Origin of the sequence: Pseudoalteromonas amylolytica (assembly GCF_001854605.1) — a bacterium.
Taxonomy (GTDB): domain Bacteria; phylum Pseudomonadota; class Gammaproteobacteria; order Enterobacterales; family Alteromonadaceae; genus Pseudoalteromonas; species Pseudoalteromonas amylolytica.
Genome location: NZ_MKJU01000025.1, coordinates 701,153 through 721,013 on the forward strand (window position 1 = coordinate 701,153; position 19,861 = coordinate 721,013).

At 42.1% G+C, this 19,861-nt stretch carries 15 protein-coding genes; 10 read left to right on the forward strand and 5 right to left on the reverse strand.

Translation table 11 applies throughout. The features are described 5' to 3' along the window. Window positions 1–99 precede the first annotated feature (99 nt). Together rsmF and BET10_RS09675 are read right to left on the reverse strand one after the other, a co-directional pair. Entirely contained in the window at window positions 100–1,539 is a 1,440-nt protein-coding gene (gene rsmF / locus BET10_RS09670; RefSeq protein WP_070985346.1) for a 16S rRNA (cytosine(1407)-C(5))-methyltransferase RsmF, read from the reverse strand. Window positions 1,540–1,651: 112 nt separating this feature from the next. Further along, entirely contained in the window at window positions 1,652–2,101 is a 450-nt protein-coding gene (locus tag BET10_RS09675; protein WP_240503666.1) for an MAPEG family protein, read from the reverse strand. A gap of 67 nt (window positions 2,102–2,168) precedes the next feature. Here BET10_RS09675 and BET10_RS09680 point away from each other — a divergent pair, with 67 nt between their 5' ends. The 8 genes from BET10_RS09680 (at window position 2,169) to BET10_RS09715 (ending at window position 15,463) form a co-directional block, all read left to right on the forward strand. Next, on the forward strand, window positions 2,169–3,131 hold the full coding sequence (locus BET10_RS09680; protein ID WP_070985347.1) for a GlxA family transcriptional regulator: 963 nt from the start codon (window positions 2,169–2,171) through the stop codon (window positions 3,129–3,131). 75 nt (window positions 3,132–3,206) lie between these two features. Beyond that, the gene (locus BET10_RS09685) at window positions 3,207–4,649 is read left to right on the forward strand and encodes a sigma-54 interaction domain-containing protein (protein ID WP_070985348.1); all 1,443 of its coding nucleotides are present in this window, start codon (window positions 3,207–3,209) and stop codon (window positions 4,647–4,649) included. A 144-nt stretch (window positions 4,650–4,793) separates the two neighbouring features. Continuing rightward, window positions 4,794–6,176, forward strand: a complete 1,383-nt coding sequence (ccoG, locus tag BET10_RS09690) for a cytochrome c oxidase accessory protein CcoG (protein ID WP_070985349.1) — start codon at window positions 4,794–4,796, stop codon at window positions 6,174–6,176. 340 nt (window positions 6,177–6,516) lie between these two features. Next, complete coding sequence (locus BET10_RS09695; protein ID WP_070985350.1) at window positions 6,517–7,107, forward strand: hypothetical protein; 591 nt, start codon at window positions 6,517–6,519, stop codon at window positions 7,105–7,107. A 28-nt stretch (window positions 7,108–7,135) separates the two neighbouring features. Further along, window positions 7,136–8,092, forward strand: coding sequence for an acetoacetate decarboxylase (locus BET10_RS09700; RefSeq protein ID WP_070985351.1), 957 nt, complete (start codon window positions 7,136–7,138; stop codon window positions 8,090–8,092). 22 nt (window positions 8,093–8,114) lie between these two features. Then, window positions 8,115–10,361, forward strand: a complete 2,247-nt coding sequence (locus BET10_RS09705; RefSeq protein ID WP_070985352.1) for an NAD(P)-binding protein — start codon at window positions 8,115–8,117, stop codon at window positions 10,359–10,361. 97 nt (window positions 10,362–10,458) lie between these two features. Next, on the forward strand, window positions 10,459–12,696 hold the full coding sequence (locus tag BET10_RS09710; RefSeq protein WP_070985353.1) for a TonB-dependent receptor: 2,238 nt from the start codon (window positions 10,459–10,461) through the stop codon (window positions 12,694–12,696). 70 nt (window positions 12,697–12,766) lie between these two features. Continuing rightward, on the forward strand, window positions 12,767–15,463 hold the full coding sequence (locus BET10_RS09715; protein WP_070985354.1) for an ATP-binding protein: 2,697 nt from the start codon (window positions 12,767–12,769) through the stop codon (window positions 15,461–15,463). Window positions 15,464–15,472: 9 nt separating this feature from the next. On the opposite strand, the gene BET10_RS09720 is transcribed toward BET10_RS09715, so the two are convergent. Further along, the gene (locus BET10_RS09720; RefSeq protein ID WP_083330494.1) at window positions 15,473–16,231 is read right to left on the reverse strand and encodes a substrate-binding periplasmic protein; all 759 of its coding nucleotides are present in this window, start codon (window positions 16,229–16,231) and stop codon (window positions 15,473–15,475) included. A 180-nt stretch (window positions 16,232–16,411) separates the two neighbouring features. On the opposite strand from BET10_RS09720, the gene BET10_RS09725 reads away from it, so the two are divergent. Beyond that, the gene (locus BET10_RS09725) at window positions 16,412–17,299 is read left to right on the forward strand and encodes a DMT family transporter (RefSeq protein WP_070985355.1); all 888 of its coding nucleotides are present in this window, start codon (window positions 16,412–16,414) and stop codon (window positions 17,297–17,299) included. Between the two features lie 69 nt (window positions 17,300–17,368). Here the strand turns inward: BET10_RS09725 and BET10_RS09730 are convergent, their stop codons facing one another. Further along, window positions 17,369–18,352: a 2-hydroxyacid dehydrogenase gene (locus BET10_RS09730; RefSeq protein WP_070985605.1), complete on the reverse strand. Its 984-nt coding sequence runs from the start codon at window positions 18,350–18,352 to the stop codon at window positions 17,369–17,371. Beyond that, a complete protein-coding gene (locus BET10_RS09735; RefSeq protein WP_070985356.1) occupies window positions 18,318–18,833 on the reverse strand; it encodes a glutathione peroxidase in 516 nt (171 codons plus the stop codon). The genes BET10_RS09730 and BET10_RS09735 overlap by 35 nt, the downstream gene beginning before the upstream one ends. Window positions 18,834–18,971: 138 nt before the next feature. Here BET10_RS09735 and BET10_RS09740 point away from each other — a divergent pair, with 138 nt between their 5' ends. Then, complete coding sequence (locus tag BET10_RS09740; RefSeq protein WP_070985357.1) at window positions 18,972–19,856, forward strand: NAD(P)-dependent oxidoreductase; 885 nt, start codon at window positions 18,972–18,974, stop codon at window positions 19,854–19,856. Window positions 19,857–19,861 lie beyond the last annotated feature (5 nt).

The following is a 19,861-nucleotide window of genomic DNA, read 5'->3' on the forward strand; positions in this document are numbered from 1 at the left end:
ACTTACAAACATATGAAATATTTTTAAAGCCGTTAAAAAACAGTGTGTTATTGTTTATATTCCTATTTAGTCTAAAAATAATCAAAAGATATCTTCAAGTTATACCCAAGTTATCAACTGGGCGTTGCTAACCAGATCCCGTGGTAAACTATTTTTGACTTTATTCTTTTGCCATTTGCCTAAACCAACAGGCGCACCACAAAGGGTTAGAATAACTTCCCCTGTTTTTGTTGTGGGATGTGCAAGACGGATGTCTTTTCCTTGAAAATAATCACACGCCTGTTGCTGGTCCATCGCCAGAGTATTGTCTGCGGCAAGGTGACCAAGGGCGGTTGCAAGCTCATGCTCAAGACGTACCCCATTTTTGTGGGTTGTACCAATTTGTATGCCCAATCTGGCGTACTTAATCTTATTTTGCAGTTGCTCTAAAGCATCAGGAAACAGCCATAGCTCCTTATCTCGGGTCATTAACGTGCCGTTTAATGACTTGATGCCAAAGTGCTTTTTGATATACCCAAGAAATGAGGTTTGTAGCTTAGCGTCGATGGCAATAAACGGGAATGCGCCTTTTTTAATCTTTTGTTCGGGGTTCTCGACAGAGCCTACCTTTTTAAACTTCGCGATAAAAAAACCTTCACTGTCGAAAATCTGTGGCCAAACATGCAAATACCCTTGTTCAGTGGTTGCTCTTTGGGCGCCATCAAACAGTTCATCTAGAGGCTCTACTTCTATGTGTCCTGCAAATTGTTCCAGTAAATAAGCACACACCGCTTGGTTTTCGATAGGTGTAAGCGTACAAGTAGAATACACCAGCGTACCACCGGGCTTGAGTGCTAAAAAAGCGCTGCGGATCAGCTGCTTTTGAACATCGCTGATATCGATATTTGATTGCAGGGACCAGTTTTTTAATGCATCAGCATCTTTTCTCACCGTACCTTCACCAGAGCAGGGCGCATCGAGCAAAATGCTGTCAAAACACTCAAACATATAGTCGCCGAAAATCGTGCCATTGAAATGAGATAGCGCACAATTGGCAACACCCATGCGTTTCATATTGGCTGCTAGCACTTTAACACGAGATGATGATAGCTCATTGGCAATTAAAACCCCTTGATTGTTCATCATAGCAGCCAACTGTGACGTTTTAGAACCAGGGGCCGCTGCCATATCTAATACACACAGGCTGTGTTCAAGCGCGTCAGCCAAAGCCATAGGTGGCAACATAGAGCTTGCTTCTTGTACATAAATACAACCACTTAGATGTAATTCGGTATTACCTATAGGTAAATTTTCTTCTTCGTCTTCAGGGCGCGTTAACCAAAATCCATTCTCGCACCAAGGTACAGGCTCAATCTGCCAATCATTGAGTTGGCAATATTGTTCAAACGCTGCTACTGACATTTTCAAGGTGTTGACGCGTACGCTACGGCGCAAAGGGCTCTGACAGGCCGCCACAAAATCTTCGATGTTAAGGTGATCAGGAATATAGCTCTTTACGTCTGCTAAAAAGGACTCTGGAATATAAGTAGAAGTATTCAAAAATATAACCTAGGCGATGAATTCACAGCAAAGCATTATTTTATCACTGTTTGGGGCAGGGCTAAAAGTTCTTTTAAAGCCCTGCGCTTAATGATTCGAGTGGAGGCTGAAACTAAACCTTGCCCATGATATTGATATATAAGTATGCAAACCAAGCGATAAATAAACAGCTACTAGCAAGCGCAAAAGCGATGGTCCGCATTAACAGATTTCGACACACAATGTGTTCAAAGCAATGCCAGTAACGCGCAACAACAAAGAAGGTACTCACTAAAAACCAAAAATGTCCCTCAATATGCTGTTGGTGTAACAAACACAGCAATACAATGAACAATGTTGATTGTTGAAACTGATTGTCATAACTATTACCCGCTAGAGTCGTTGTTTTTTCGAAGTTATTTTTATGAACAAACTGAATATCAGATGCGGAAACACGCTTACGTTTGAACGCTGAAATCCGTAACGCAGTCGTCAGTAACCATAAAGAACACATTAGTAAAATTAAAAACATAATTGGATAGTGAACCCACATGCTATTGGCCTCCTGTTGAAATACTAACATCACTTTACCTGAGTTATCATTCACGTTAATGTGTCATTAATGACATTATTAAGGGTAAAACTGACAAGTGTATAACGTCGCTATTATTTGTCCTGAGGGTGCCTTAGCGACAGGTATCACGGGAGTAATAGATATCTTGAATGTTGCTAACATTTTGGCGAAAAAACCAATGTTTAGCTGGCAGTTGGTCGGGGTCGAAACACAAAGCGTCAAAACGAGTCAAGGGCTGACAATCGCTTGCGACCTTAAACTAGCCGACCTGCACAGTACGGATGTTATGCTGTGGATTGGCAGTCAATTCGAGGGGCCTCAAAAGTTATGGCGAGCATGTAGGGCATTCACCCCTTACCGCGAGCATATTAATGAATTAGCCCGAAGCAGTGAGTATACGATTGCAACCTGCACGTCCGTTTGCTACTTAGCAAGCAGTGGATTTTTAGACCCGTATCATGTTACCAGCAGTTGGTGGCTTAAGGCTTTCTACCAGAGACATTTTCCACAGTTGAAAGTCTCTCAAGAGAAAGTGTATTTGCAAGATGGTAAGGTGATCACTTCAGGTGCGGCGCAATGTTATTTTACGATGATGCTCCACTTTATTCGCCAAACTTGTGGCATTGAGCTGGCGGATAAGTTGTCATCGTGGCTTGCTATTCCTGAGCTGACCACATCGCAACAACCTTATATGCAAATAGGCGCCTTTGAACTGCATCAGGACGAACGTTTACTCGCGCTACAAAACTACATAAAAAGCAATCTTTCAGCACCATTAACCGTGGAGCAAATGGCTAAGTATTTGAGTGTTAGCGAGCGAACTTTGATCCGACGATTTCAAAAACAAATAGGCCTTACACCGTCAAATTACGTTAGGCTGGCTAGGTTGGAAAAAGCAAAGCAGTTGCTGCGTACAACGCGAATAAATACCGGTGATGTAGCGGAGCAAGTTGGCTATCAGGATATTGGTTCGTTTAATCGTATATTTAAGGACCAATACGGTAAAACGCTTAACGAATACAGGGCGCAATTTAGCTAAGGGATCAGATATTTTGCCAGAGCTTTGTCAGGTTGGTCGTGTTATAGTATTTCGCGATATTTCACGAGGTAATTTATGGCTAGTGTAGTTAATCATTTTCTAGGTGATTCTGAACTGTTATTAAACGCGGTTGGCGAAGGGATTTATGGCTTTGATCTGTCTGGTAATGCGGTGTTTGTTAACCCTGCGGCTGAGCGCATGACTGGGTGGAGAGCACAGGAATTACTGGGGAAGAAAATTCATCAGTATCATCACCATAGCCACGCTGATGGCACACCTTACCCAGCCGATCAGTGCCAAATCTATTGCACCATGTTTGATGGCATACGTCGACACGTCAAAGATGAAGTATTCTGGCGCAAAGATGGCTCAAGCTTTCCGGTTGAGTACACATCTACACCTATCTATAGAGAAGGTAAGTTAATCGGTGCTGTGGCAATATTTCGTGATGTGTCAAAACAGCATGAAACCGAGCAAGCATTGCGTAGGGCGCTCGACAAAGTGCAACAATTAAGTGAGCAACTTCAAGATGAAAACGCCTATCTACTCGCCGAGTTGAATCAAGATTGGCAAGATTCAGGCTTGGTCGGTAGCAGCCACATATTTAAAACCATGCTGGCACAAATAGAGCTTGTAAGCCAAACCAACAGTACAGTACTGATCCAAGGTGAGAATGGTACAGGTAAAGAGCTAGTGGCCAGAAATTTACACCGCCTAAGTGCGCGCTCTAAACTACCCTTTGTTCGCGTTAATTGTGCGGCATTTACGCCTAGCTTGCTTGAGTCTGAACTATTTGGTCATGAAAAAGGGGCTTTTACTGGGGCCAATGAACGCCGTAAAGGCCGTTTTGAACTGGCAAATAAAGGGACGTTATTTTTAGATGAAGTGGGTGAGCTGTCACAAGAAGCGCAAAGCAAGCTATTACGTGTGCTTCAAGAGCAAGAGTTTGAACGCGTAGGCGGCAGCCAAACGATCTCAGTAGATATACGCATTATAGCAGCAACGAACAGAGCGTTGTGGCAGATGGTTGAACAGGGCAATTTTCGTATGGATTTGTACTACAGGCTAAATGTCTTTCCTATCCAAGTGCCTGCGCTGAGAGAGCGCAAAGAAGACATTCCTGTGCTATGTGCCAATATCATTAAGCAGTTAAATAAGCGACTAGGGAAGCATTTTAAGGGGGTGTCAAAAAATGCTTTGAATAAACTAAAGCGCTATGATTGGCCTGGTAATATTCGCGAATTGCAGAATGTATTAGAGCGAGAAGCAATTTTAAGTACGTCCACTCTCTTACAGCTATCACAACCGCTATCAGCGCAAACAAGTGTAACACCGAACCAAGCTAAGACTGACTTATCTTTAGAGCACGCTCAGCGAGCGCATATTCTGTATGTGTTGGAAAGTTGTAGATGGAAAGTCGCTGGCGGCGATGGTGCGGCAAATATACTGGGATTGAACGAAAGCACTTTAAGGTCAAAAATGAAAAAACTGGGTATTAAGCGAAATCGCGATATTTAGCATATTGTCGTGATATATCACGTATTGTAATTTGTTTATCTCAATAAAATCATTTAAAATCAATAAGATAAACTTATTTTCAGCTTGGTCTGAAAGTTGCAATTCTGCTTGTGTTCGATATTAACCAATACAAGCAGAAGTATTATGAAGTTTGACATTAAAGAAGAAGATCTCATCATCAAGCCCTATAAACACGCTGGGCCAATTTATATTCGAGAACAAAAGGGATACTTTCAACGCATCAGGCGCTACCTAAGCTGGTTTCTTATGTTGGTCTTTATTGGTCTTCCCTGGATCACTTATCAAGGACAGCAAGCAATCTTATTTGACGTTGCACATCAAAAGTTTAAGATTTTTGGTGCGACCTTCTTACCGCAAGATTTTATGTTGCTGGCAGGCGTATTTATGGCGGGAGCCTTTGCGCTGTTTTTTGTTACCAACTGGCTGGGCCGCGTTTGGTGCGGCTTTGTGTGCCCACAAACAGTTTGGATGCTGATGTTTACATGGGTGGAACACAAGGTTGAAGGCACCCGAAATCAGCGTATCAAGCTAGATCAAGGCCAGTGGAATTTAACTAAGATACAAAAGAAGCTCACTAAGCACAGTATTTGGTTATTTATGTCGCTATTCACCGCCACATCTTTTATGGCCTATTTTATACCCGCATCAACACTTTATACCGAGATGTTTAACTTGCAGTGGTCAGGGTTAGTTTGTTTTTGGGTGTTTTTGTTTACCTTGTGTACGTATGGTAATGCTGGCTTTTTACGAGAGAAAATGTGTACCGTGGCTTGTCCATACTCGCGTTTTCAATCAGTGATGTTTGATAAAGATACACTGGTGGTAAGCTATGATTTCGCGCGCGGAGAGCGCCGTGGACGTCGTAAGAGAAAGGATAATCCTGAATCACTTGGCCTGGGTGATTGTGTTGACTGTAACTTGTGTGTAGAAGTCTGCCCAGCAGGCATTGATATTCGAAACGGCTTGCAATATGAGTGCATTAACTGTGGCTTGTGTATAGACGCTTGTGATCAAACCATGGATAAGTTTGGCTACAAAAAAGGTCTAATAAGCTTCAAAAGCGAGCAACAAATGGCAGGGAAACAAGCAAAACCGATGAGATTGAAACTCTTCGGCTATGCCATTTTAACCGTGGCTGTCATCGCCTCGATGATAGTATGGCTATTGCTGAGAACGCCGTTAGAAGTGTCAGTGATAAGAGACCGCAACGCCCTTTATCGTTTAGATTATCAGGGGATAGTGGAGAATCCATATACCTTGAGTGTTATTAATAAAACCCAGCAAACCTTGAGTTACAATATCGCGTTGGACGGTTTTGATGGGGCCAGTTTAGTGGCACCGAGCAATATAAAAGTTGCAGCTGGTCAAATGGTATTGGTGCCTGTGACTATTAGCGCGGATCAGAACGATTTAAAGCATCGTGTTCATAAAGTTACTTTTATCGTCAGTGCGCTTGAAGATAGTACTATTTATCTTGAAAAACAAAGTTACTTTTACAGTGAATAAATAAAACAGCACACTTTAGCTTGTGTGCTTGCTAGCCTCTTTCAACAGTACTTTTAGTGACGTATGTTTACGTCACTAAAAGAGTCTTAAAACCGCCATATTTCAGCCAGCAATCTGCATGTAAAATATTCGTTTTGAAAGTGTTTACAAAAGTAATCATGCTGCTAGATTTAAATAGCCAACTATAATAATTGATAAGATATTTTGAGCCCGTTGACAATGGACATGCAAGTAATAATGGGCGTTTAGTTTGTTATACAATGATATCTCTATCAGGTAAAATGAAGAGTTGGCGTAACATTTCATCAGCCATACCTACTTACTAAAAGGATAGATCGATATGGTAACGCTAATCGTCAGTGATATATATGGCCATACAGCCAATTTAGACGCCTTCGCAAATGAACTAGTCGGTGATATCGTCATTTGCTCCCCATATGAAACAAAACAGTCTATACGTCAACGTAACGAAGAGGATGTATACGCACAGTTCGTCAATTCGGTTGGTCATGACAATTATATGAGCAAAGTCGAAAGGGCCATCGTATCACACCGCCCACAGCTCGTTATTGCTTTCAGTGCAGGTGCTTCTGCGGCATGGCGAGCCATAGCAAATATACAAACTAATCTGCCAGCTAAGCTTATAGGGTTTTATCCTGGGCAAATTAGAAACTACATTGATGTTCAGCCAAAATGTCAGGTAGATTTGCTATTTCCACAACAAGAGGCGCATTTTGAGCTCACCCCTGTGATACAAGTTTTAAAAAAAATGAATAATGTCAGCTGTACTCGGACGCGCTACAACCATGGTTTTATGAACGCATTATCCAATCAGTTCAACAAATATGCATACCTTCACTATACTCACCTGTGTGAACAACAAATTGTCATGCTTCAGCACTCACATGAACAGGAGAAGCTTGAAGTGTAATAACAGGTACAAAATGAAGGAATAAACTATGAGCGAAGAGCAATACGGCACCTATCAGCATTTTTACGGAAACCCAATCGCCAAACCGCCTTGTAGAATGATTAACGCCATGATGTATGGCTTTTTCATTAAAGGTACATATGTTTCTATACAAAGTTACATTGATAACACGCTAAATAGCATAAGTAATAGCGAGTTTCATTTTAAGGCTTTGTCCTCGTATTGCTTACTCACATTTACCGATATTGAAAACATTGCGTCCAAAGTGGAGCCATTTAGAAGCTACGGCTGGATGCAAGAAACAGACATTATCGTGTGGTTGCCAGTTGCACAAATAGATAGCGCAACTAACAAAATGACCCACCTTTATTGGTATCCCGCATTTATCACAGTAAATAACATAAACGCACTCGTAAATGGTAGAGAAACATGGGGCTACAATAAGTACCAATGCCGCTATGAGATGCCAGATTCGCACAAAAAGGCGGACTATTTTTCATTGAGCATGGAAACTTTTAATCCGTTTAGCCCAGATACTAAAATGGCTTGGCATGAGTTGCTAAACATCACCAGACACTCGGATGACGATAGTTGGTTTGAAGAGTTGTTTGAAATCGGGCATGAAGTAGCGGATTTATTACATTCAAGCTGTGATGAAATTAACATTAGCGCAGATTTACTAAAACAGTTCCTCTCTGGCTTTACACATCCTCAAATGGACCAAATTCTGTTTAAACAATTTCCAGATGGCTTTGCTGAAAACGCCGTGTATAAAGCCGTCGTACATTCTCCTTCAGAAATAAAGCGTATTCATAAAATGGGATTTTTGAAGGACGAGTTTAAAGTGACCATTAACCGATTGGACGCTTTTCCGCTTAACGATATGTTTGGTATCAATATCGGCGAGCAAATGGCAAAGCTTCCTTACTATGTGTCTATGGACTTTGATCAAGACGGTGCCTATGAAATCGTCAGTGGTGCGTAATTGTTGAGCAAGGATAAGAATCATGAGTCAAGAAAAAATCGCGATACTCGGCGGCGGAGTATCGGCAATGACCGCTGCAGTCTATTTAACAGAGCAACCTGACTGGCAACAAAAGTATGATATCACTGTTTACCAACTGGGGTGGCGTTTAGGTGGCAAAGGTGCCAGTGGTCGTAACTCCGACTTTGGTGAGCGTATTGAAGAGCATGGTTTACACGTGTGGTTTGGGGCATATGTCAATTCGTTTCGTGCAATTGAAAATGTTTACAACAGTTTGAACAGGCCAAGTGATATGCCATTGAGCACTTGGCAAGATGCATTTAAACCCCACAGCTTTGTTGTGCTTGAAGAATACATAGATAACGAATGGGAAACCTGGCCAATTGATTTTCCCGTGATCAACGGCAATCCAGCCGAAGGCACGTTAGATCTGCATTTTTGGCAGTTTATCGAACTTGCAGTTGCTTGGTTAAGAAAATTTATAGGGACGTTGGAGTCAGAAATATCAAAGCATCATAAACAAACCCGCTTGCAAACCCGAAAACGCCGAGATCGCAGTTTGCTGCAACATCTTGCTTCTCAAGTTAGTCACGCCTTTGATGATATTGAAGATGATGTTCATGATTTTTTCCAAAGCGCACACGATGAGTTAAGTGAGATTTGGTCAACACCCGGCCTTTTGAGCCAACAGCTACAGCGGTTAGTTACATTGCGTGCCACAGACAAAGACTTGAGTAACAGCAAAGATAGACTAGTGGTTTGGTATGTGGTTAGAAAACTAAAACGTTGGCTTAATAGTGAAGCGCTAGAGTTGCTGGATGAAAACCCCAATATTCGCAGAGCTTATATTTGTGCCGATCTTGGTATTGCGGTCGTGATTGGCCTTTTAAAAGACCGAGTTTTTGAGAACGGCTTTGGCAGTATTAATGACATCGACTTCAAAGCGTGGCTAGCAAAAAATGGCGCGAATGAGCAGTATACTGTTGAGTCTGCGCCAGTCAGAGGGTTTTACGATCTAGTATTTGGGTATGTTGACGGTGATTTTTCCAAAGGCGATGTTGAAGCCGGTGTGGCTACACTCGCGATGTTGCGGTTAATGCTGTGCTACCACGGTGGAGTCATGTGGAAGATGCAAGCTGGAATGGGGGATGTGATTTTTGCTCCCATTTATGAGTTACTGAAAAGTCGCGGCGTCAAGTTTGAGTTCTTTAATGAAGTTAGTGCACTGCGTCCGGGTCTTAATGAGCAGGGAAAAGATGTGGTAGAGCAAATCCACATTACAGAGCAAGTGACTCTGGTGGACGAATCATACCAGCCCTTTGTATTCGTAAAAGGCTTGCCGTGTTGGCCTAGTAAACCTTTGTTAGATCAGGTGCTACCAGAGCAAGCTCAGTTAATTCGTGATCATGATATTAATCTGGAGTCTTACTGGTCAGATTGGCCGAGTGTATACCAAATGGAGTTTGGGCAACCGCTACCGACTAAAACACTGCAACGTGGTGTTGATTTTGACAAAGTGATATTCGGTATTTCAGTCGCAGCATTGGAGCATATATGTCCTGAGTTACTACAACTAGATGGTAAGCTGAAAGACCAAGCGACAAAAGTAAAGACTGTAGCAACACAGGCATTCCAACTATGGTTGAATAAAACTGATGAGCAATTAGGCTTCAATTACTCACCACCTAGCGAGGAAAGGGCGATCTTAAGCGGGTTTTCGCAGCCATTTGATACTTGGGCGGCAATGTCGAATTTGCTGAGTGTGGAAGATTGGCCCGGTGATGGGCCAGATAACATCGCTTATTTTTGCAGTGCATTTACATGCTCAGATTATCCAGCACGTAATGAACACAACTTTATTCATGAACAAACAGCCAAAGTTAAAGCAAACGCGATAGAGAAACTTCAGAGTGAAATGAAGCCACTTTGGCCTAATGCATATAACGACAATAATCAATTTGATTGGTCTGTTTTGTATGCTCCTGTAGGAGAATTGAACACTGCTCGGTTTAACTACCAGTATTGGCGTGTCAATGTGGACCCCAGTGAGCGTTATGTGTTATCGGTGACGGGAAGTAGCCAATATCGCCTACCAACGGACGGTAGTATATTTGCTAATCTATACCTGACTGGGGATTGGATCAAAACCGGAGTGAATGCGGGGTGCGTTGAAGCAGCAGTCATGGCTGGTATGCAAACTTCTCGTGCAATATGTGGATTACCCAATGAAATATCGGGAGAAAATGGTTTTGAACCCGACGGGGCATAGAAAGTGAAGATGTATCCCATATATTCTTGGTGGGGGATCTGTAAATAGACTATACTTTTTTGCACTAACTTAATGAATTGTATAAAAGAGTAAGGATATGAAACAGACTCTCCCATTGAGCCTTGTATGTTCTGCAGTCTTAGGCGTAATTAACTTACCTGTATTTGCCGTTGATGATCAACAAATTGAAGTAATAGAAGTTTACGCTCAAAAACGAGCGCAATCCCTAAACGATGTGAGTGTCTCTATAACGCCAGTCAAAGGTGACGAGTTAGCCCTATCTGGTGTAAAAGATTCAACAGAATTAGGCAGTTTTGTTACAAACATGAAGGTGAGTCAAAACGCCGCAGAGGGAACGCCTCCTGCAATCAACATACGCGGCGTTGGCCTGCTAGATTACAACACAGCGAATACATCACCTGTAGCGATGTATGTGGATGGGGCATCTGTTGGGTCAGCGAATAATCAACTGGTTAATTTTTTCGACATCGAGCAAGTAGAAGTGTTAAAGGGTCCACAAGGAACACTATTTGGTCGTAATAGCACTGGCGGTGCGGTCTTGATCCGCAGTAAGCGTCCAGATGCAGGCACTTATGGTGAGGTATCACTTGGTTATGGCAGTGACCAATGGCGTAAGGTACAGGGGATGTTTAACGCCGCTGTTAATGACGAGTCAGCAGTTAGAGCTGCGCTTAGTCATGTTAAGTATGATTACACCACATATAACTTGCACCCAACTGCACCTGAAGCCAATATGGAGCAGTCAGATCTTAGGCTCAGTTACTTTGGCCAGTGGGATAAGTTAAGTGTTTATTTAAAAACAAATTACAGCCACTGGAGTGGGATAGTGCAGCCAGTGGGCAGCATTGGAACTATAAAAAATCCTGTGACTGGTGAGTCCTGTTCGGCACAAGAGGCTGCATCAGGGCAATGCACGGATGTATTTGGTTTTAATGACGGTAGTGATGATTTTTGGGCCGTTAACGTAAATAACGACTCTCCCCATCATAGCATAGGTAAAGGGTGGACTGCGGAAGTAGAGTATCAGCTCAGTGAGCAGTCTCACTTGGTGTGGATAAATGCCTTTAGCCGCCTAGACAGGGAGCATGCTTTCAACTGTGATGGTTCACCATTACAGGCATGCGAAGGAAACCTTGGATTAAAAACTGAGTTGCTCAACAATGAATTGCGTTATCACAGGGAATATGAACAAGGTTATTTAATATCCGGCTTATTTCACTTAGATGAACGTATCTACCAAGATAACTATAATGATATCCTTCGTATTCTCAGAGGCACCGAGAACGGCCAAAACTCAGCTACTTTCATGTATGACAATGCAATCCGCACTAAGGTATTGGCTGCATTTGCGCAATATGAGTGGCAATGGCGTTCAGACACTACGTTGACATTCGGGCTCAGGTATAGTGACGAAGCGATAGAGTATGATTCACTGTCGCACATCAATATTGTTGACCCAAATAGTATGACTGATGTGGTGCTGCCATTTTATCATGTGATAGGGCGCAACGACGACGATAACTTATCGGGTAAGTTTGCTATTAACTACACACTTGAGCCAAATAAAATGCTTTATTACAGCTTTGCAAATGGGGTCAAAAGTGGTGGCTACAACGGCGGATTCCTGTCGAGTCCTGAACAGGCCCTGCAAGCTGACTATGGCGCTGAAAAGCTTAATGCGCATGAAATAGGAACTAAGTTGCAGTTTGACGAGCAAGCAATGAGATTTAATGCGGCTTTGTTTTACTATGATTACAAAGATCAGCAGGTATTTATGAATCAGCCTTCGGTAGTACCAGGTGCTGTGCCGTTACAGCTGCTTGAAAATGTTGCTGACTCAAAGATCTATGGTGCAGAAGCAGACTTGTACTATGAGCCAATGGAGCAGCTAGAAGTACAACTTGGTATTGGCTATATTCCGCATGCTGAGTTTGAACAATTTGTTGATCCTTTGGGCGTCTCGCTAACGGATAACAGACTTCCGTTTACTTCAAAGTGGAATATTAGTGGCGCATTGTCCTATTCGCACAATATTGCGTCGGGTACATTAAAGACAAGTGTCGGCTTTGACTACCAATCGGAGTACTACTTTGACCAACAGCAAACAGACTATGCAAAGCAAGATGGTTATGTTTTGTGGAGGTTCAATGCCCAATACGAAGTAGAAAAATGGCAGGCAAATTTATGGGCTAAAAACTTGTTCGATGAACAATACAGCCATTTAAAGTTCGATTTACGCAATTTTTTAGGTATGCTTGAAGACTTTAAAGGCGAAGGTCGTCGGGTCGGGCTTGATGTGAGCTATCGATTTTAAGATAAAGGTTAAGTTTATTAAGGCTTAACTGTGCTTTTTGGATAAAGCACTTAAAAAGCTAAGGCATCTTATGCGTTCATTTATAAGAATACTCATTGTCATCATTGGCGCTGTTTTTGCGAACTATAGTGCCGCTGATGTGTTTGAGTATTCGATAGATAAACAAGATGTTAACTTGCATGACCACGCACAGTTGTTAGTCTCTGAGGAAAGCACTCGCTTTCCTTCCGACTTTTATGCTGTTGAGGAGTGGACTAGTAGCCTAAAACCATTGCCATCTCGGGCCTTGTTTTCTGGTCGTTATTGGTTAGTGACACAGATATCGAATAAATCAAACCTAAACGATTTAGTACTTTATCCATACAATACGGTTTTGGCTAATATTGAAACGAGAATTTACAGTGAGTCTGGCGAAATCCAGCGTTACTTCTCGGGGGGGAAGAACCAAAATGAATTTGCCTTTCACTATGGCAACACCATTCACCTAAAACCCAACACAAACTATTACTTAGTTACTGTATTCGAAAGTGATTTTTTTTACACACCGACTAAGTTAGTCATCAAGCCTACAAAAGATTTCAACCAGTTAGTTATTAGAGAAAACCTATTAATGACGCTGTGCTTCAGTGTTGGTATTATTCTAGGCTTATATAATTTACTGATTTATATAGGTTCAAAGGATTTAACTCATCTCTACTTTGCGTTATTTGCCGCGGTTTGGGTATATAGCTGGAGCCATTTTTTTCATATTTCTGACCAATTATTTGGTTTGTACTCAGCGCACTTGCATTGGCTAGGGTTTACCTTAGCGCCGATCACAAATATCCTTTTTTACAATAGTTTATTGAAATTAAAAGAAAAACATCCAAACCTGTCGGTTGCGTCAATCTGGTTAGGGATTATCTCCGCTTTGGGACTGCCGTTTAGCATCCTATTTCCGGGGTTTGGTTTTTTGTGGGCCACAGTGATGACAGGGAGTGCGCTGTGTTTAGGTATGTATGTTGGGGTACTGCGCCTATTAGAAGGGTTTAAACCTGCACGCTATTTTGTCCTAGCATACATAGCAATGATGGTGCCTAACATGATTGGTAATCTAACCAATTTGGGTATTTTACCGCAATCAACGCTTAACCTATATTTGTTGGGGTTAGTTGGTACGGCATTAGATGCAATGTTACTTGCATTTGCTGTGGCCGATAAGTTCAGGCTCACAAATGAAGAAAACATTGAACTGAACAAGAATCTCGAAACCAAGGTACTAAAACGTACTTATGAACTAGAACAACTAGCATCTCAGCTAAGGGATGCAAGTGAATCTAAAAGCCGCTTCTTAGCAAACATGAGTCATGAGATCAGGACCCCAATGACGTCAATCATTGGTTATGCCGATGGCATTATTCTGGGCGACATTAAACCTCATGAGAGAAATCACGCAATTAATGTAATTTTGCAAAACTCACGACACGTTCTGGGCTTGATAAATGATATTTTGGATATGTCTAAGATAGAAGCGAATAGGTTGGAGATTGAGCTTATTGAAGCTAACTTATTTAAATCAATCGCCCATGTTGAGTCTTTATTAGGCAAACAAATCAGGGATAAGGGACTTGAGTTTGAACTACATTATACCTTCCCGCTACCAGACTTTATTGTGATTGACCCAACTAGGTTGCGGCAGATTTTGTTAAATTTGACTTCAAATGCATTGAAATTTACTTCGGTTGGAAAAATCACGCTCGATGTTTCGTGCTCAGAAGATGTGTTGAAAGTGTCCGTGAAAGACACTGGGATCGGTATGACATCGACGGAACAAAAAGAACTGTTTAGTGCTTTTTATCAAGCGGATTCATCTACCTCACGTAAATATGGGGGGACGGGATTGGGGCTCAACATTTCTAAAAACTTGGCAAATAAACTCAATGGCGATATCACCGTTGAAAGTGAAGTTGGATCAGGCACAACATTTACCTTAACGCTGGGACTATTTACAACTGAAAATACACGCTGGGTGAATAGCCTTGAAGAGGTGGTTCAGAGTAAACCTTCCATCAGCGACATTCATAGCAATGAAAAGGGTCGCGAACTTAAAGGCGATGTATTACTTGCTGAAGACCATGGGGATAATAGTCGACTTATACAGCGTATCCTTGAAAGAATGGGACTAAACGTGACCGCTGTGGAAAACGGCCAGTTGGCCGTGCAAGCTGCTTTAGACAAAGATTATGATTTGATTCTAATGGATATACAAATGCCAGTCATGGATGGAGAACAGGCGTTGAATTTTATACAAGCGACAGGTTGTACAGCACCTATTCTTGCCTTAACTGCCAACACTATGCAGCACGAAGTTGACAGATACCTCAAACTTGGTTTCACGGATCATTTAGCTAAACCGATTGATAGAGGTGAGTTTAGTAAGAAGATTAGCCACTATTTAAATATTTCAGTATCTGATGATATTGATATTCCAAATGATGAATTTAAGCAGCTGAAAAGTAAGTACATATCAGGCCTGTATGAGCAAAAAGTACAGATCCAGAATCAGATGAAATACCATGATATTGATGGTTTATGCCGCTCTGTACACGCTGTTAAGGGTACAGCGGGAATGTTTGAATGTACAGAGATCCAAAATATAGCCTCGCAAATCGATAAAATGCTCAAAGAGCACTTTGACGATGATGCGCTTGAGCAACAGGTGAGCGAGTTGATTCTAGCAATGGATAGAGCGATTGATACCTCCGACTTCAATAAGGTAGTTATCTAAAGAGCTATATTAATTATGTGTGTACTTAGCAACTAACTCATCTATCTCGGGTTTTAGCTTGGTAATGGCGAGATTAATCTCATTCATCAGCGCCTGATTTTGTTGTGTTCGCCTTAGTAAAATATGCACTTCGTTGTCATGAACCACATACGGCCAAAGTTTGATTTGGTCATGACCTTGGGTTTTTGTAATGTATAAACCGGTTATTTGGTCGTCGATAATAAAATCAACACGTTTCTTAGCGAGCATATCGGAACGTCGACTTGCGCTGGATATTCCCACTAATTGTTCCTGATATTTGGGCGAACGCGCTAAAGAAGCAAGTTCTTCGCCGTAGAATGAGCCAATACTTAAACCTATGGTTTTTGCCTCATCAAGTAATTGTGCAATATTTTCTATGGGCTGGGCAGGTAAAAGGCTAAAAAGCCGCATCTTTTCATGGCGGTATGGAATAGAAAAATACCCATACTTTTCTCTTTGTGGTGTGTAGCTGACCATCACAGCCATATCGATTTGGCCACTATCCATTTGTTCCAGCGCGCGTGCACTAGAAGGGAGTTTCACGTAGGTTAAACATACATTGATACTACCGAGTACCTTTTTTGCAATTTCTATATCTAGTCCTGCAGCTTTTCCGTTGTCAAAATAGGTCTGAGGGGGCCAATCATCCACCATGCCGAGTTTAAGGTCCAAGCGACATTGCTGTGCCTGCACTGTGGCGCCAACCGTTAGCGCTAAAAAGATACCGAAATATTTATATACAGACACTACAAAGGACTCATTCGTCTAACATGGTAAATTAAGTCTAGTTTATAATCTCATAAAAATCATAAGTTTAGTTTTATTTCATGTACGCATAGCTAATCGCTATGATCAGCTCGGCGGATTTACTTGTAATCCAAGCTGGCCGCTTCATAATTGCGCAAAAAGTTAATATAGATTTTGTTCATGGGGATTGGAGAAAGTGCGGCAATTTTGGCCGCTGGTGTGTGGGCAAGTTCCACAATTTTATATAAACGCTTTAGCCATCATTTGTCACCGCTAGAGTTAAACTTGTGTAAAGGCCTGATTGCTGGGTTTATGATGCTGGTTGCCATGCTAGCTTTGCAGGACTGGCAATCTCCTCAACAAATCAGTAGTTGGTACTGGCTAATAGCCAGTGGTATTTTGGGGATTGCGATAGGTGATAGCGCTTATTTCGCGGCGCTACGCAATGTGGGTGCAGCAAGAACCTTAATCGTTGAGTCTTTTGCGCCAGCTATTGCCGGATTGCTGAATATTCTGATGCTAGGCGTATATTTATCACTCCAAGCTTGGCTAGGGATAGTTATCACAACCGTGGGCGTGCTTATCGCGGTCAAGCCAAAGCAGCTGTTACCGACCGTTGAAAAGCAAATATATTACAAAGGGCTGAGTTTTGCGTTGTTAGCTGCGCTATGCCAAGCTGCAGGCATGGTGATGTCAAAAGGTGCAATGCAGGAGGAGGGTGTTAGTAGCCTTTGGGCTGCGCTTATTCGCCTATTAAGCGGCACTTTTGCCGTGGCTTTGGTTATCGCCTGGATGAGAGAACACAATCTGGGAAGAGCAATTCGAGTGCGTGGCGTTGAAGGAAAAAGATGGTTATTTGTCGCTATCTTTTTTGGTACTTTCATCGGCTTGTGGTTACAACTTGTATCGGTCAAGTATACAGACCCCGCTATTGCACAAACCATTTTTGCGACAGCCCCTTTGATGGTCATGACAATAGGCTTTGCAAAGCGTGAACCTATTACATTCAATATGGTGCTCGGTGGGTGTTTGGCATTAGTTGGTGTAGCGGTATTGTTACTTGGGTAATGAAAGGTTTCTGCTTCCTTACAAATACAATGTTCAATGAGCAATGTCTTGCTCATTGAACATGACTGTTTAAAGCACTTGATTTGTGAGTTGTGTATTACCTTGTGCTACTTCATTTAAATTAAATAGTGTAATGGCGGCAATCTGCTCTAGTGCTTCTTGCGTGAAAAAACCTTGGTGACCTGTGACAAGCACATTCGGAAAGCTAATTAAGCGTGAAAAGATATCGTCTTGGATGATCTCTTCACTACGGTTTTTAAAGAACAGCTCAGACTCTTGTTCATAGACGTCAAGGCCTAAATAACCGAGTGTTCGGCTTTTTAATGCTCGGATACAGGCTGCGCTGTCGATAAGTGCACCGCGACTGGTGTTGATCAACATAACGCCTTTTTTCATTTTGGCAAAAGCATTGTCATCAATCATATGGTGAGTACTGTCGGTCAGTGGGCAGTGTAAGGTGACAATGTCACTTTGCTTTAGGAGCATATCCAGTGAAGCTAGAGTATAAGAGCCTTCTCCAACATTTGGGTCATATACCAATACGTTGGCACCAAAGCCATTAAGGATGGATATTAATGCTTGGCCAATTTTGCCCGCACCGATGACGCCAACGGTTTTATTGTGTAAGTTAAAACCCAATAAGCCATTTAAATCAAAATTGTCTTCGCGCACTCGATTATAGGCTTTATGAGTCTTGCGACTTAGGGTGAGCATCAGTGCAATACAATGTTCTGCGACAGCCTCTGGGCTATATGCAGGAACTCTGACTACTTTAATTCCAAGCTTATTAGCCATTTTTATATCTACGTTATTAAATCCAGCGCAGCGCAGCGCGACAACTTGAATACCAAACTCAGCCAGTTTCGACAGTACGGCTTCATTTAAGGTGTCGTTAACAAAAACACAAATGGCATCAAAGCCCTGACATAAAGCAACAGTCTGTTCGTTCAGCGATTCAGTAACATAATGAAGGTCTATGTTTGGGTGTTCATCTAATGCCTGCGAGAAGAAAGGTTTTTCATAGTTTTGCGAACTGAATAGGACTACTTTCATCATTTAATTGGCTCTCAATCACGGGTTTCAGGGTGTCAGGTTTGGTTCTCGGTGCATATCGAGAAACCAACTCTCCCTGAGAGTTTACTAAAAACTTGGTAAAGTTCCATTTTATTGCGCGGTTTTGTGCTATTCCTCTTGTGTTAGATTTCAGGTAGTTGAATAGAGGATGCGCATCAGGACCATTTACTTGAACTTTATCGCAGACTTTAAATGTTAGTCCAAAATGACTCTTATAAAACTCATTTAACATGGCGCCTTCAAGTGGTTCATTGCGGCCAAATTGGTTGCAAGGAAATGCCAATATTTCAAAGCCATATGTTTTGTACTGCCGATATAGTTTTTCCAGCGCACTAAGTTGACCTGCAAAGCTACATTTGCTGGCGATATTGACGACTAATATAGTTTTGCCTTGCAGCTGTTTTAACGCGAGCGTTTCGCCATTAATAAGCTGAACGCTGTAACGATGTATGGTTTCCATAGCGTTTAGACTCCTTGCTCGCTAGTTCTAATGTTCATATCTTTCATTGATAATTCATGCTTTTCATTTGCTATACCTGTTTTACTTAGGTATAAAAACTCCATTATCGATACCATAGCAGTCAAATAGGACAGAATTATGTCAATGAAATTAGCATTCATCGGACTAGGTGTAATGGGCTACCCAATGGCCGGTCATTTAGCCAATGCCGGTCATCAAGTGTGTGTGTACAACCGCACTACAGCCAAAGCCAAGGATTGGGCACAGCAATATGCTGGTGACTATGCAGAGACGCCCGCACAAGCAGCTAAAGGTGCAGATATTGTATTTTTATGTGTAGGGAATGACGACGATTTACGTTCTGTTGTTTACTCAGAATCTGGTGTACTAGCAGGCATGAATGCAGGTACAGTGTTAGTAGATCACACAACCACATCAGCCAAAGTTGCAATTGAAGTTGCACACAAAGCAGCTGAGCAGAGCGTGGCGTTTTTAGACGCGCCTGTATCTGGAGGTCAAGCGGGTGCTGAAAATGGCGTTCTGACTGTCATGGTTGGCGGAGAACAAGCCATTTTTGACCGTGTACAACCAGTTATGTCTGCGTATAGCCGATTTTCTCAATTGCTTGGAAAAGTTGGCAGCGGCCAAACATGTAAAATGGTGAACCAAATTTGTATTGCTGGGGTTGTGCAAGGGTTGGCTGAGGGGTTACATTTTGCTAAACAAGCGGGTCTAGATGGTGAAAAAGTGATTGAGACTATCTCAAAAGGGGCGGCTGGCTCATGGCAAATGGAAAATCGCTATAAAACAATGTTGGCGGGTGAGTACGAATTTGGTTTTGCAGTTGATTGGATGCGAAAAGATTTAGGCATAGCCCTAGATGAAGCGCGTAACAATGGTGCTTCTTTGTCGCTTACGGCGATGGTCGATCAATACTATGCAGATGTTCAGGCGCTAGGTGGTGGACGGTATGACACGTCTAGCTTACTAGCAAGGCTTGATGCCATACACGATAAAAAATAATAGCT